Here is a 15,452-nt window from a genome sequence, read left to right as displayed (position 1 = left end):
ATGAAAATTAAATTTTTGTTGACTGTACTTTTTATTTCAGTTGCTGGGTTTGCACAAACTTCTCAGTCTTCTCAAGCTGTTAATGATTATAAAGCCGTTATTGTGCCTTTGAGATATAGTTTCTTAAACTCAGACAATCAATACAGAATGTCAACGATAAGCAAAGGAAATTTGACTAAAGCAGGTTTTCAGGCTTTTTATGCAAACGAAGAACTTCCGGCAGAACTTAACGATCGTTGCCAACTTTTGTATATAGATGTAAAAAAGGATAGTGGTTTTTTGATTACTAAACTTTTTATAGAGCTAAAAGATTGTTACGGTACAGTTGTTTATACGTCAGAAATTGGGAAAAGTAAAGAAAAAGATTACGAAATGGCCTATAGAGAAAGTTTGAATATGGCGTTTATTTCAGTAAACAATCTTCATTATAAGTATAGTGGAAAAACAGCAACACCTACTGGAAAACCAGGTATGATTACTGCCGCTCCAGTTGCTATTGCGGCAGCGGCGGCTCCTTCACAAGCACAAGTGCAAACAACAGTTGCAACTCCAGTTGCTGATGTTAAAGATCCAAATTTATTGTATGCACAACCAACAGATAACGGATATCAGTTAATTGACAAGACGCCAAAAGTAGTTATGAAGTTATTGAAAACTTCACGCCCTGATTCTTTTATTGCGATTAAAGATGGTGTTCAAGGAACTTTGAATGCTAAAGACAATCAGTGGTTTTTTGAATATTACCAAAACGACAAATTAGTTTCTGAAAAAGTTTCAGTTAAATTCTAAAAATAAAATTTGGTTTTAATAACCATATTTATCTTTCCAGCGGTTCTTTAAAAATTCACGGGTGCTGTTCTCTCTAGAATTGTTCCCCGGATTGTAAAGAACCGTTTCTTTTACAGCATCGGGTAAAAATTCCTGTTCAGCAAAATTATTCGCATAATCATGAGAATATTTATACTCATCGCCATAACCCAGTTCTTTCATTAATTTGGTTGGCGCATTTCTTAAATGAAGTGGAACTGGTAAATCTCCGGTTTGCTTTACCAATTGTTGTGCATTTCCAATTGCTAAATATGAGGCATTACTTTTTGGAGATGTCGCTAAATAAATTGCACATTGACTTAAAATGATGCGGCTTTCAGGATAACCAATGGTCGTGACAGCCTGAAAAGTATTATTAGCCATTATTAATGCCGTCGGATTGGCGTTGCCAATATCTTCGCTTGCCAAAATCAACATTCTTCTGGCAATGAATTTTACATCTTCACCGCCTTCAATCATTCGGGCAAGCCAGTAGACAGCTCCGTTAGGATCGCTTCCACGAATCGATTTAATAAATGCTGAAATGATGTCGTAATGTTGTTCGCCCGTTTTGTCATACAAAACAGTATTTTGCTGTACAAGCTCAAAAACACGATCATTTGTAATGGTAATTTCATCTCCTGCAGATGCATTTATGACCAATTCAAAGATGTTAAGCAGTTTTCTGCCATCTCCGCCAGAAAGTCGCAACAAAGCTTCTGTTTCCTTTAAAATGATTTTTTTTGAGGCTAGATACGTGTCTACTTTCATTGCTCGATGCAATAGCGCCTCGAGGTCTTCTTTTGTAAACGCATTTAAGATGTAAACCTGACAACGCGACAATAATGCCGGAATAACTTCAAAACTTGGGTTTTCTGTTGTTGCACCAACTAGGGTGATCCAGCCTTTTTCGACCGCTGCCAAAAGTGAGTCTTGTTGCGATTTGCTGAATCGATGAATCTCATCAATAAATAAAATCGGATTTTTGGCAGTAAATAAGCCTCCGCTTTGTTTTGCTTTGTCGATTACGTCTCGAATGTCTTTTACACCAGAATTGATAGCGCTCAAAATATAAAAAGGACGTTTAGATTCTTGTGCAATAATCTGTGCCAATGTCGTTTTTCCCGTTCCTGGTGGTCCCCAAAAGATTAAGGATGGAATAATTCCTTTTGAAATTTGTTGTGTCAACGATCCATTTGGGCCAACCAAATGACTTTGACTTACATAATCTTCTAATTTCTGTGGGCGAATACGCTCGGCTAACGGTGCTTCCATTTTGTAAAATTACTATTTTAGAATATATTTTATTGTTTTGAGAAGTTAAACCTTTCTTTCAGATGAACTTTTGTTGCTTACGATAACAATTTTATAGGATGATACCTATTCCTGACATTTTATCAGTAAATTAGATTTGGACAGTTTTTTGATGCCATCAATAGAAGAGATTTTCAAAAATATGAATGATAAAGATTTCAAGTTTTCAACTGCTGTAATTGGGCTCCCGCTTTTTTTTGTCCTTTTTTTGTGGATTATTTATTGGGTTCAAATCCGTTTTGATTTTGATTTTTATCAAAATGGAATTTATCCAAGGGATTTTTCAGGTTTGCAAGGTGTTTTATTTAGTCCTTTCATTCATGAAAATTTGGAACACTTGTACAATAATTCAATTCCGCTTTTGGTTTTGTTGGCAGCCTTGCAATATTTCTACCCAAAACAAACTGTTCCTGTTATTGGTTATGGAATTTTATTTTCGGGTTTAATTACTTGGATTATTGGTCGAGAAAATTATCATATTGGCGCAAGCGGATTGATTTATGTATTAGTTAGCTTTATATTTTTTAAAGGAATTCAAACAGGTTATTATCGTTTGGTTGCGCTTTCTCTGTCGGTGATTTTATTATATGGAGGAATGATCTGGTATGTTTTTCCGGATGTAGATGCGGCAATTTCTTGGGAAGGCCATTTGGCAGGTTTAATTACAGGATTTGTGCTTTCATTACTTTATAAAACGCCTGAATATGCTAAGCCTATTGTTTACGATTGGCAGAAACCTGATTTTAATCCAGAAGAAGACCCTTTTATGAAGCATTTTGATGAGAACGGAAATTTTGTTCCCGTTGAAAAACCTGTAGAAGATACAGATTTGAGCAATTCTTATTTTAGTTCAAACTTTCCTGTTTATTATGTTGTAACCAAAACAGAATCAGAGGATAAATCGTAAATGTAGATTCTTGATTTGATTTAAAAAGATTATTTTTGTTAGGAGTATTTTAATTTGGTTTTGATATGAGAATGATCAGTTATACAGTTTTGATTTTTTTTGTTTTAATCAGTTTCAAGATAACGGCGCAATGTGATGTGAAAAATAAAGTACTCGCCGATGGTACAATGATGTATTATTTTGAACCTGCCGTTTTTTATACAACAAACTCAAAATCATTAAAAATAAATATTGTAACAGATAAGGAGCATTATTTTATTGCTTTGCAACCAACGCCATTTCCATCAAAAAAAGAAGGAAAAAAAATAAAAGATGATTTAATCATGCATTTAGCAGATAATAAAATCTACAAATTGGCACATTATGATACGCAGTACATTCATAATGATTCAATCATGCAAGTGCTATATTTAATTGATAAAAATGATGTGAACTCTTTTTCTCAATTTGATGCTGTGACGGCAGAAATCAATATGCAAGGAACTGAATTTATACGAAGTTATAATTTCAAGCTTCATAAAGATGCTATTAGGGAACAGCTTGAATGTTTTTTGAAAAAAGAAGATTGATTTAGTCTTCGTCTTTAATTTCAGTTGGCGTATTGTGTTTTATTTTCTTTTGAAGATTTCGAATAAGATTATTAAAAGTAATGGTAACGGAAGCAGCATTTGTAGTTTGATTGTCGCTATTTCTTGGAAGATATTCATTGCAGTAGGTTAACTCAAATTGAATGTCATCAGTAAACAAGTAACCAGCGCCAATATTAAATCTGTTTCGATCAAAGAAACTTTCTCCGGTTACCTTCGCTCCAGATTTCAAATAGATTTCATCTGATGCCACTGCATATACAACTCCTGATCGAAGCACTTTACTGTTGAGTGGCTGAATGTATTTTACCTGTTGGCGATATCGAAATACGTTTTCATATTCATCATCTTTATTTCTCATATGACGAAATTCTGTTCGCATTCTTGTGCTCAATGTGTAGCCCGTTTTATGGAAATAATATATGCCTTGAAGGGCAAAGCGCCATTCTGGTGACTCAAATTGTCCAATTTCCGGAACATTTCTATTGTTAAAATAAGCTACGAAAGTAGAGAATTTCCATCTCGGAGAATAGTAGTAATGCCCCCAAGCTCTAAAAGATCGTTGAATGGTGTTTTCAAAGGGGTTTGATGAAGATTCTGCTCCGCTGTATGCTGCGGCAATATCTAGTTCAGTTGACCACTTTTTATTTATAGTCTGATTGAGCTGAAATTCATTCCAGAATTGATTGTAAGTAGTGTTTTGTCCGTAGCTGTTTGTTATTGTGAAAAGAACAAACAGCCATCGGAAAAAAGTGATTCTTTGATTTAAATTAGATTTTGAAAGCATTAATTAAGTGAGTTTAATTATTCATTCTAATCCTAACTTTTGATATGGTTTAGCTTCTTTGGCGAACCGTTTCGTATAAAAATGCACCACAAGCTACAGAAACATTTAATGATCCTATAGAACCGAACATCGGGAGTTTTGCTTTTTCATCTACAATTTTCAATACCGATGGATTTATTCCTCGGTCTTCAGAACCCATAATAATAGCGACAGGTTCATTTAGTGTTATATCGTAAATATTTTGATCTGTTTTTTCTGTTGCAGCAACTGTTTTGATGCCTGATCCTTGTAAATAGAATATAGCATCTTTGATATGCTCGACTTTACAAATTGGCACATTAAAAACAGCTCCAGCAGAAGTTTTCACTGTGTCTCCGTTTACAGGAGCAGATCCTGCTTTTTGAATAATGATGCCATTTACACCAGTACATTCTGCAGTTCTGATAATAGCTCCAAAGTTTCTTGCATCAGAAATTTGGTCTAAAATTAAAAATAAAGGTTTAGTGCCAGACTCAATTGTCGATTCAACTAATTGTTCTAATTCCATAAAACCAATAGGCGATATTGTTGCAACGGCACCTTGGTGGTTATTTGGGGTTAAGCGATTTAGTTTTTCAACAGGAACGTATGAGAAATTAATGTTGGCACGTTTCATTACCTTCATTAAATCTTTCATTAATTCTCCAGAAATATCTTTTTGTATAAACACTTTGTCAACTTCCTTTCCTGCCTGAATTGCTTCTATAATGGCTCTAATTCCAAATATTTGATGTTCTTTTTCCATGATGCAAATATAGGTATATTGTTTATATAAAAAAAAACCACTCTGAGTGAACAGAGTGGTTTTAGTATTATGTTTTTTGGTCTAAATTAGAATTTATCCCAGAAAAGTTTTGTAGTTAACAAGTCACCACCGATTGCTGTAGAAGCAGCTTTCCAGTTTGTGTTGTTTACTTGTTGCTCAAGAACTGGGTAAGTCATTCTCACAGGAACTTTTCCACCAGCATTAGTAATTGCTGTTGCAGGAGCCAATAAAACTGGGTAATCTAATCTTCTCCAGAAATTCCAAGAAGTTAGAGCTTGGTTGTACATAGCAACCCAAGCTTGTTCTCCAATAGATTTTTTCCAGTTTGTAGCGTCATATGGATGAGCTAAAAGGTAAGCAGTAGCTTGTGCATCTGTACCACCCCATTCGATGATAGAAGTAGTAACTGCAGTTGCATAAGCTGTAGCCGCTGATCCTGGAGTCCAACGAGCATTTGCTTCAGCAATATAGAAAGCAACCTCAGTGTAGTTTAATAATACACCTGGCGTAGTTTCAGTATAAGCAAAATTTGCTATACGAGAGAAAACACGGTAACTTCCTGGTGAACCGATTATTTGACCTTTGTATACACCTGAACCATCAGCAGCTAATTTGTAATATTTGCTGATTCTTGGGTCAGTAGATGCATTCATATAGTCAACCAAAGTTTTTCCAGCGATGAAGTCGTTTCTTGTAGATAAGTTTTCATACAATGGGTTGAAATTTGGTGATTCTGATAAGTAAGGGAATTGTGCATTGTCATCAGGAGATGTCATTACACCAGCAGCTATAGCAGCTTGTGCTGTAGTTTGAGCTAATGTAGGGTTAGCATCTGCAATTGCAATACCAAGTTTTAATTTTAAAGAGTTTGCAAATACGATCCATTTTGCAATATCTCCATGGTAAAGTTGCTCTCCATCATCAAAACTTTCGAATCCTTCAGCATTAACATCTAAGCTAGCAATATCCTTATTAATTCTTGTAATTAAATCTTGATAGATTGTAGCTGCGTCATCATAAGCAGGCAAAGGGTATTTGTTAAGATCTGCTCCTTGAGTGTAAGGAATATTTCCAAAAGTATCTACTAGCATTTGGTATGTGTATACCTGCATGATGTCGATCATTGCTAGTTGATTCTTTTTATTAAGTTCCCATCCTGGTGCTTCAGTGATAGTTGGTACATACGAATTGATTCCTTCTTTAGCTTTGCCTAAATTGTTCAATACGTTTACGTAGTTATCTCTGTAAATTTGGTTAGAAACGTTTCTGTTAACGAAATCGTAGTTACTTTCGTTAACATAGATTGTTTCTTGCCAATATTGCATCGTTAATCTGAAATTATTCTCATTTACGTTAGGTGTATTTACATAGTCACTTAACTCTTTTTGAGCATAATTTACAAGCGATCCTGGTACAGCTGAATACGCGCTGTTTGGATCTGTGTTTATATCGTCACTAACACAGGCCGTCATTGACAAACCAACGGTTAGTATTGCTATTATCTTTTTCATTTTTTTTTAGAAATTTAATTTGACATTGAAAGAAATGTTTCTTGCAGTCGGCATTGGTCCAGATTGCCATCCTTGAGTGTTTCCTGAAGACAAACCAGCTTCTGGATCTGAGTAAGGTAAGCTTTTGTCAATGATCCATAAATTGTTTCCAATTACACTGAATGAACCTCCTTTAACTGCTTTTCCTAATAAACTTGCAGGGAAGTTGTAAGTTAAAGCTACCTCTCTTAATTTTACAAATCCAGCATCGTAAACAAATTCTGCTGCAGGAGGGTCAGTTCCTAAAACTTGGCTTGACCAATCTCTTCTTAATCTAGTAGTGTTTTGGATGTATTGTGGTTGAGAACCTCCTGGCGTGTATGCAGGATTAGCCATAACTCCATCTAAAATAACTCCACCACCATTAGCGATAGTGTTTCTGATTGGGTTTCCTAACTCATTGTTTCCAACAGAGTTTGCGTAGATACCTGTTCCATAACCATAGTATTGATCAAGAGAGAATACACTTCCACCTTTTTTCATGTCAATTAAGAAACTTAAAGAGATGTTTTTGTATGTAAGTTTATTGTTGATACCACCTGACCATTTTGCTTGGTATGTTCCTAAGTTGTTGTCAGTAGTTGTAGATACTAAGTAAGCACCATTAGCTCCGATAATTTTATTTCCAGAAGCATCTCTTACGTAAGTTGTTCCCCAAATTGAACCGTAATCTTTGTTAAGTGGAGCGTTGATACTGATACCACCTTGAAGAGAGTTGATTTGGATGTTTTCGATACCAGGAGCTAACTCTGTAACTTGAGTGTTAGGGTTAGACCAGTTTACAGCAATGTCCCAAGCGAAATTTTCTGTTTTAACAGGAGTTAAGTTCAATGTTACCTCAAATCCTTTTGTTGTTAATGTACCAGCATTGATGTTATTGAAGCTAGATCCAGTAGCTGTTGATACAGGTAATGGTAAAATTTGATCAAAAGCTTTGTTTTGGAACCAAGCTACGTCAAAACCAACTCTGTTGTTTAAAAATTGCATATTAACCCCTAACTCGACGTTGTCTAATTGCTGTGGTTTTAAGTTTGCATTTTTAGCAGTTGTATTGTAAGAGTAAGATGGTGTTCCAAATGGAGTTTGTGCGTTGTATGTATTCATAAGCACGTTTGCTTGAGTGTCAGAACCAACTTGTGCGTAAGCTGCTCTGAATTTACCGAAGTTAATCCACTCAACATCTTTTAACCAGTTTGAGAAAACAACACTTCCTGAAATTGCAGAATACCAGTATGCGTTATTATCAACAGGCAAAGCAGAAGATTGATCTCTTCTAACAGAACCCTCTACATAGTATGTTCCTTTGTATCCTAATGTAGCTTGTGCAAATAAACCTAAAACTTCTTTTCTTGTTTTAACAGTTCTTGGTAACGTTGGAGCAGATTTTGAGTTAGAGATCGTGTACAATCCTGGAATGTATAATCCTCCAGAAGTTGTTTGTTGCTCAGAGAAATTGCTTTGTACGTTGTAGTTAGTACCTAAAACGAAGTTAAGATTTAAATCTTCAGTTAAGTCTTTTTTGTAAGTACCTAAGAAGTCATAGTTTTGTTCGCTAAAATCATAAAGATCTAAAGCATAACCAGAAGGCTGTGGTGGCTGATTCACTAAGTTTGGATTAGATCCAATAGCGTTAGGATATGAACCAACTGCAATTCTGCTTTCAGTTGTCATGTTGAATCCGTCAGTACCCATTCTACCTGTTAAGTTGATGTTTTTGTTAACATCATAACTAATACTTGCGTTAGCAGCAAATCTCTTTCTACTATCGTTGTTGTAGTTTTCGTATCTTTGGAAATAAGGGTTATCCCAGAAAGCAGGTGTTAAATCATCTGGACCAGCAATGTTCCAAGTATAGTTTTGTCTGCTGTTGAAATACAAATCTTTTTGTTCTTTAAGGTCAACGTTTGTTGGCCACCATTGTCTGAATCCAGCTAATTGGTTACCTCCGTATCCAGTAGAGTTTCTGTTTCTTGTATTTTGAGAAACATAAGTTGCATTAAATGTAGAGCTTAACTTATCGTTGAATTTGTAAGTTGAAGTTGCATTGAAGTTGTTTTTGCTTAATAATGCATTAGGCAAAATATCTCCTGAATTTGTGTTAGAGTACGTTAATCTGTAAGTAGCTTTATCTGTACCACCGCTAATAGCAATGTTGTTTACAGTTGAATTACCAGTTCTGAAAAACGTTGATGGACCATTTTTAGCCATTTGCCATGGAGTTTGTTTACCATAGTTTGGTGATCCTGGAGTAAATGCATCATATTGCCAAACTAGCTCGCCAGTGTATTTTGGTCCGTAAGAAGCGTCATCACCAGTTGAAGCCATTTTATCTCCATTGTAATCTCCCCAGCTATCTTCACCAACATATCCTTCACCATATTCAGTTTGGTATTTAGGGAATGTTGATTTGTCAAATGTAGACATAGTGTAAGAAGAAGAAATTTCAACTGACATTTCATTTCTTAATTTACCTTTTTTAGTAGTGATGATAATCGCACCATTTTGCGCTCTAGATCCATAAAGAGCTGTTGCTGCAGCACCTTTTAAAACGTTGATGTCAGCAATGTTGTTTGGGTTGATATCTGAAGCGGCATTACCGTAGTCATAACCACCTCTACCACTTTTTTGATCAAGACTGTTTACGTTGCTGTTCAAAATTGGCACACCGTCAACTACGAATAAAGCTTGGTTATCACCTAAAAGTGATTTATAACCTCTAAGAACTACGTTAGTAGATCCTCCAAAGTTAGTACCTTGAGTTACGCTAAGACCAGCAACTTTTCCTGATAAGTTGTTTACGAAGTTTCCAGTTGGAACTGTTGATACTTGGTCGCCTGTTACTTGTTGAGCTGAGTAACCAAGTGATTTTTTCTCTCTTTTAATACCTAAAGCAGTTGTTACTACTACTCCTTCAAGTTCTTGTGCAGCTGCAACTAATTTTACGTTTAAAGAAGTTGAGCTTGCAGCTACTTCTTGAGATTTCATCCCGATGTAGCTAAATACCAAAATTTGGCTTGATGATGCTTTGATGGTAAATTTACCGTCAAAATCAGTTTGCGTTCCTGACTTTGTCCCTTTTACTAATACACTCACACCTGGTAGAGGCATTCCTGCATTATCAGAAACAGTACCCGAAACGGCTCTTTCTTGCGCAAAAGTAAGTTGCGCCACTAGTACTAGGAAAAGTACTAAGAATCCATTGAACTTTAGTTTCATTTTTAAATATTTTGAATTAGTATCGCAAAACTCTTAATAATTTGTTAACTATCCTAATATTACTTTAAACTTTTTTCTGTTCTTGCTAAAATTTAACATTATAACATATGTTTACGATAGTGTTATATAATTGTAACTCTTGGATGTTTTGACTCCCGTTTGTAAGGTTTATCTTTAGTAATCCGTTTGGTGTTTGTAATACCGAGCCAATTCCTAGGCCGATTAATTTTTTAGTTTTACTAGGGTCAATCGTGGATGTTAGGTCTTGGTATATGCCGTAATCAGCGATAGTGTGGACATAAATATTTTTTGAAAATTTATATCGATATTCCGTCAGGATTAAAAAATTGAAGTTGCATTGTAGGCTATTTTCTAAAAAACCCCGTATCGAATTCATGCCTCCAAAACGGTATAATTCATTGGAAATATAGTTTTTGCTGGAGAGATAAAAATTTTGTGAATTTATGTTAATGAAATTTTTGTCGTTTATCTCAAAATTGTAAGATGCATTCAAATTTGTGTAAAACTGTGCACTTGATCCGGCTGTTTCAGGATCGTTATTTGTGTTTCTTTTTCCGTAGCCCACAATCCAGTTGACTAAGGCTTTTCTTGGAACAAGATTATTTTTGTAGTCGATTTTTTTATAATCGAAACTTGATGTGAAATAGGCATTCTTAAAGTCGCTGATTAATGAATTGTTTGTGTTTTGAATATCGCTGGATTCGGTTGATTGGTATCCGGCATAAATTCTAGAGTTATAATTTATGTAATAGCCAAGGTCAATTGCAGTTTTTGTATTTTGAAATGTGCTATCCTGCTTGAAAATGTTTAATTGAGCCTTTATTCCTAAGGAGGATTGGAATATATAAGGGATTTCAACTTTTGTATTAAAGGTTTTTTGTTGATTGCCATCACTTTTCCAATACAAAGAGAATTGTTCTCCGGCATGAAGAGTGTTAAAGAGGGAAATGTCGATATATCCATTGATATTCATTTTCTCATCCTTGTCATTTGCAAATCCGATGTATCCGTCAAAAGTATTGGCTTTTCTCTTTTCTATATAGGTATAGATCTTGGTTGAGTCAGTGGTGAATAGTATTTCTGGATATTTTGTTTGAGAAACAAATTCATAGCTATTGATGTCTTCGTAAAGTTGTTGTGTGGTTTCTTGGTTAAATGTTTTGTTTAGGTATTTTTTGTTGAGTTGCTTTAAATGCCCTTTCGGGAAAAAGTCTTTTCCTTTCGTTTCGGCGTAATTCAGAATTATTGAGTTTATAGTGCGTTTTTTTTCTGATTTAAAATTCAAGTCGGCATAGATTGTTGAATTTCTTTTTTTGATGTTTTCAAGTTTGATCTTGCTTAGTGCAAAACCTTGTTTTTCGGCGTCAATTATTTTTTGGTTCAAATAATTCTCGACTTCGTTGTATGGAAGAATTATGGTGTCGCTTTTTGTTTTTTCAGAGTAAAAGAAGGAATTATTTCTACCTATATATATATGTATAGATTTTGTTTGTTCTTTTAATTGAATTTCCGCGCTATAAGTACTGTCATTTATTTGCGTTGTACTTTGAATATTGTTTTCTAAATATCCAATTTTTGATAATTTTTCAGAAGTGAGGTTTATTTCGTCAAATATTGATTTTACATTAATGTGATTGGGTTTGTAGGTCAAGGAGTCAATTGTTTGATTTTCAGCTTTGGTTGTTCCTTTAATTGTTAAATGAAAATTTTGGGCATAGGAGGAGAGGCTGATGAAGCAAAGAAGGAGTATTTGTAAAAGATGTCTCAAAAGCTGTTTTTTCATTTGTTAAAAGTATTGCAAATATCTATTCTTTGTTTGTAAAATCATAAGCTTAAATAATGTTCTTGAAAATTAATGATTTAACGTTTGTATAGTGAAAAATATTTTATACATTTGCAACCCCGTAAAAAGCGGGAATTTAATAAACATAATAATTTTTAGTATTAATTATGCCAACAATTCAACAATTAGTAAGAACAGGAAGAACTCAGATCACTAAGAAGAGTAAATCGGTTGCTTTAGATTCTTGTCCTCAAAGAAGAGGGGTTTGTACGCGTGTTTACACTACTACACCAAAAAAACCAAACTCTGCAATGCGTAAAGTTGCGCGTGTACGTTTGACAAATGGTAATGAGGTGAATGCTTACATCCCAGGAGAAGGACACAATCTACAAGAGCACTCGATAGTATTAGTGCGAGGTGGAAGGGTAAAAGATTTACCAGGTGTTAGATATCATATCGTTCGTGGAGCGCTTGATACGTCAGGTGTTGCAGGAAGAACGCAAAGAAGATCTAAGTACGGTGCTAAACGCCCAAAAGAAGCAAAAAAGTAATTTAAAAACTTTTAAGAAAAAGACATGAGAAAAAGAGCGGCAAAGAAAAGACCACTTTTACCGGATCCAAGGTTTAACGACCAATTAGTAACACGTTTTGTGAACAACTTAATGTGGGATGGTAAGAAATCTACAGCTTTTAAAGTATTTTATGATGCTATTGATATCATTGAAACTAAAAAGCAAAATGATGAGAAAACTTCATTAGAGATCTGGAAAGATGCTTTAACAAACGTTATGCCTCACGTAGAAGTACGTAGCCGTAGAGTTGGTGGAGCTACATTCCAAATCCCAATGCAAATTCGTCCAGACAGAAAAATTTCTATGGCAATGAAGTGGTTAATACTTTATTCTAGAAGAAGAAATGAAAAATCTATGGCACAACGTTTAGCTTCTGAGTGTTTAGCTGCGGCTAAAGAAGAAGGTGCTGCGGTTAAGAAAAGAATGGATACTCACAAAATGGCAGAAGCTAACAAAGCATTCTCTCACTTTAGATTTTAATTCGTAAAGAAATGGCTAGAGATTTAAAATATACAAGAAATATCGGAATCGCTGCTCACATTGATGCTGGTAAAACAACAACAACTGAGCGTATTCTTTTTTATACTGGAAAGTCACACAAAATTGGTGAGGTGCACGATGGTGCTGCAACAATGGACTGGATGGCTCAAGAGCAAGAAAGAGGTATTACAATTACTTCTGCTGCTACAACTTGTACTTGGAACTTTCCAACTGTACAAGGTAAAGTTATTCCAGAATCATTACCATACCACTTTAATATTATTGATACTCCTGGACACGTTGACTTTACTGTAGAGGTAAACCGTTCTTTACGTGTACTTGATGGTTTGGTTTTCTTATTTAGTGCTGTTGATGGTGTTGAGCCTCAATCAGAAACTAACTGGAGGCTTGCTGATCAATATAGAGTTCCTCGTATGGGATTCGTAAATAAAATGGACCGTCAAGGTGCTAACTTTTTAGCTGTATGCGGACAGGTTAAAGATATGTTGAAATCGAATGCGGTTGCAATTACTTTGCCTATTGGTGATGAGGCAGATTTTAAAGGTATTGTTGACTTAGTTAAAAATCAAGCTATTGTATGGCATGATGAAACTCAAGGGGCTACTTTTGATGTTGTTGATATCCCAGCTGATATGGTTGATGATGTTAAGCATTACCGTTCTATTCTTATCGAAGAGATTGCGACTTATGACGAAAATCTTTTAGATAAGTACATGGAAGATGAGAATTCTATTACTGAAGAAGAAATCAACAACGCTTTAAGAGCTGCTACTATTGATATGGCAATCATTCCTATGCTTGCTGGTTCTTCTTTCAAAAACAAAGGTGTTCAATTTATGTTGGATGCAGTTTGTAAATATTTACCATCTCCATTAGATAAAGAAGGTATTGAAGGAATTCACCCTGATGATGCTGAATTATTAGAAGAAGATCAAACTAAAATCTTACGTAAACCAGACGTAAAAGAGCCGTTCGCTGCTTTGGCATTTAAAATTGCTACTGACCCATTCGTAGGTCGTTTAGCTTTCTTCCGTGCTTACTCTGGGCGTTTAGATGCTGGTTCTTATGTTTTAAATACTCGTTCTGGTAACAAAGAGAGAATCTCTCGTATTTACCAAATGCACGCTAACAAACAAAATCCAATCGAATTTATTGAAGCTGGAGATATTGGAGCTGCTGTAGGATTTAAAGATATCAAAACTGGAGATACTTTATCTGATGAGAAACATCCAATTATCTTGGAATCTATGAAATTCCCAGAGCCGGTAATTGGTATCGCTATTGAGCCTAAAACTAAAGCTGACGTTGATAAAATGGGTATGGCTTTGGCTAAATTAGCTGAAGAGGATCCAACATTTACTGTAAGAACTGACGAGGCTTCAGGTCAAACTATTATTTCTGGTATGGGTGAGCTTCACTTAGATATCTTAGTTGATCGTATGAAACGTGAGTTTAAAGTAGAGGTTAACCAAGGTGAGCCACAAGTAGAGTACAAAGAGGCGTTTACTAAATCTGCTCAACATAGAGAAACTTACAAGAAACAATCTGGAGGTCGTGGTAAATTCGGTGATATCGTATTTAGAATCGAGCCTGCTGATGAAGTTGATGGTAAAGTTCCTGTAGGATTACAGTTTGTTAATGAGGTAAAAGGTGGTAACGTTCCTAAAGAATATATCCCTGCTGTTGAAAAAGGTTTCCGTGAAGCTATGAAAACAGGTCCATTAGCTGGATATGCTGTTGATAGTTTAAAAGTAACTTTATTAGACGGGTCTTTCCACCCTGTGGATTCTGATGCTCTTTCTTTTGAATTAGCTGCTAGAATGGGTTATAAAGAGTCTGGACGTGCTGCTGGAGCTGTTATTCTTGAGCCAATCATGAAAATCGAAGTTATTACTCCTGAAGAAAATATGGGTGATATCGTAGGTGACTTGAACCGTCGTAGAGGTCAAGTTAATGACATGGGTGATAGAAATGGTGCTAAAACTATCAAAGCTGATGTGCCTTTATCAGAAATGTTTGGTTATGTAACTACATTAAGAACATTATCTTCTGGTAGAGCTACTTCAACAATGGAGTTCTCTCACTATGCAGAAACACCTTCTAATATTTCAGAAGAGGTAATCAAAAAAGCAAAAGGTAACGCTTAATTTTAAGAAAATGAGTCAAAAAATCAGAATAAAACTAAAATCTTACGATCACATGTTGGTAGATAAATCTGCTGAAAAGATCGTAAAAACAGTAAAAACTACTGGAGCGGTTGTAACAGGTCCAATTCCGTTGCCAACTCACAAAAAACTTTTCACTGTATTGCGTTCTCCGCACGTTAACAAAAAAGCGAGAGAGCAATTTGAAGTAATGTCATACAAGAGATTGATTGATATTTATTCATCTTCATCTAAAACTATTGATGCTTTAATGAAGCTTGAATTGCCAAGTGGTGTTGAAGTAGAGATAAAAGTATAATTTTTTTATATTTTTTCATATAAAAAGCGAGTCAGAAATGTCTCGCTTTTTTTTGTTTTTGAAAATGCCTTTCGATGCGTGTTTTTGCGGATTTTTAAGTTTGAAATTTTTTCCCGATTTTCTTTAAATGCCTTTGTTT

The 15,452-nt window shown here is 35.1% G+C and carries 13 protein-coding genes; 7 read left to right on the top strand and 6 right to left on the bottom strand.

Annotation, left to right across the window (positions count from 1 at the left end; all coding sequences use genetic code 11):
* A complete protein-coding gene (locus tag AAYQ19_RS15265; RefSeq protein ID WP_445709699.1) occupies positions 1–789 on the top strand; it encodes a hypothetical protein in 789 nt (262 codons plus the stop codon).
* Between the two features lie 15 nt (positions 790–804).
* On the opposite strand, the gene AAYQ19_RS15260 is transcribed toward AAYQ19_RS15265, so the two are convergent.
* Positions 805–2,082 carry a replication-associated recombination protein A gene (locus tag AAYQ19_RS15260; RefSeq protein WP_343537392.1) on the bottom strand — a complete coding sequence of 426 codons (1,278 nt, stop codon included), beginning with the start codon at positions 2,080–2,082 and terminating at the stop codon, positions 805–807.
* 181 nt (positions 2,083–2,263) lie between these two features.
* On the opposite strand from AAYQ19_RS15260, the gene AAYQ19_RS15255 reads away from it, so the two are divergent.
* Positions 2,264–3,028 carry a rhomboid family intramembrane serine protease gene (locus AAYQ19_RS15255; protein ID WP_343537391.1) on the top strand — a complete coding sequence of 255 codons (765 nt, stop codon included), beginning with the start codon at positions 2,264–2,266 and terminating at the stop codon, positions 3,026–3,028.
* Between the two features lie 65 nt (positions 3,029–3,093).
* Positions 3,094–3,597, top strand: a complete 504-nt coding sequence (locus AAYQ19_RS15250; RefSeq protein WP_343537390.1) for a hypothetical protein — start codon at positions 3,094–3,096, stop codon at positions 3,595–3,597.
* Between the two features lies 1 nt (position 3,598).
* Here the strand turns inward: AAYQ19_RS15250 and AAYQ19_RS15245 are convergent, their stop codons facing one another.
* From AAYQ19_RS15245 to AAYQ19_RS15225, 5 genes are all read right to left on the bottom strand, one after another.
* Complete coding sequence (locus tag AAYQ19_RS15245) at positions 3,599–4,402, bottom strand: DUF2490 domain-containing protein (protein WP_343537389.1); 804 nt, start codon at positions 4,400–4,402, stop codon at positions 3,599–3,601.
* A 49-nt stretch (positions 4,403–4,451) separates the two neighbouring features.
* Entirely contained in the window at positions 4,452–5,186 is a 735-nt protein-coding gene (rlmB, locus tag AAYQ19_RS15240; RefSeq protein WP_343537388.1) for a 23S rRNA (guanosine(2251)-2'-O)-methyltransferase RlmB, read from the bottom strand.
* An 86-nt stretch (positions 5,187–5,272) separates the two neighbouring features.
* Entirely contained in the window at positions 5,273–6,718 is a 1,446-nt protein-coding gene (locus AAYQ19_RS15235; RefSeq protein WP_343537387.1) for a SusD/RagB family nutrient-binding outer membrane lipoprotein, read from the bottom strand.
* Positions 6,719–6,724: 6 nt separating this feature from the next.
* Entirely contained in the window at positions 6,725–9,973 is a 3,249-nt protein-coding gene (locus AAYQ19_RS15230) for a SusC/RagA family TonB-linked outer membrane protein (protein ID WP_343537385.1), read from the bottom strand.
* A gap of 85 nt (positions 9,974–10,058) precedes the next feature.
* The gene (locus AAYQ19_RS15225; protein WP_343537384.1) at positions 10,059–11,777 is read right to left on the bottom strand and encodes a BamA/TamA family outer membrane protein; all 1,719 of its coding nucleotides are present in this window, start codon (positions 11,775–11,777) and stop codon (positions 10,059–10,061) included.
* A 167-nt stretch (positions 11,778–11,944) separates the two neighbouring features.
* On the opposite strand from AAYQ19_RS15225, the gene rpsL reads away from it, so the two are divergent.
* The 4 genes from rpsL to rpsJ are packed head-to-tail and all read left to right on the top strand — an operon-like array spanning position 11,945 to position 15,313.
* Positions 11,945–12,328: a 30S ribosomal protein S12 gene (gene rpsL / locus AAYQ19_RS15220; RefSeq protein WP_007136570.1), complete on the top strand. Its 384-nt coding sequence runs from the start codon at positions 11,945–11,947 to the stop codon at positions 12,326–12,328.
* Positions 12,329–12,352: 24 nt separating this feature from the next.
* Positions 12,353–12,829, top strand: coding sequence for a 30S ribosomal protein S7 (rpsG, locus tag AAYQ19_RS15215; protein WP_026727879.1), 477 nt, complete (start codon positions 12,353–12,355; stop codon positions 12,827–12,829).
* A gap of 11 nt (positions 12,830–12,840) precedes the next feature.
* Complete coding sequence (gene fusA, locus AAYQ19_RS15210) at positions 12,841–14,997, top strand: elongation factor G (RefSeq protein ID WP_343537383.1); 2,157 nt, start codon at positions 12,841–12,843, stop codon at positions 14,995–14,997.
* A gap of 10 nt (positions 14,998–15,007) precedes the next feature.
* Complete coding sequence (rpsJ, locus tag AAYQ19_RS15205) at positions 15,008–15,313, top strand: 30S ribosomal protein S10 (protein ID WP_007803605.1); 306 nt, start codon at positions 15,008–15,010, stop codon at positions 15,311–15,313.
* Positions 15,314–15,452 lie beyond the last annotated feature (139 nt).

It is taken from the genome of Flavobacterium mesophilum, from assembly GCF_039581405.1.
Lineage (GTDB): Bacteria > Bacteroidota > Bacteroidia > Flavobacteriales > Flavobacteriaceae > Flavobacterium.
Note: the sequence above shows the minus strand (reverse complement) of the source record. Positions and strands in the feature narration are given on the sequence as shown.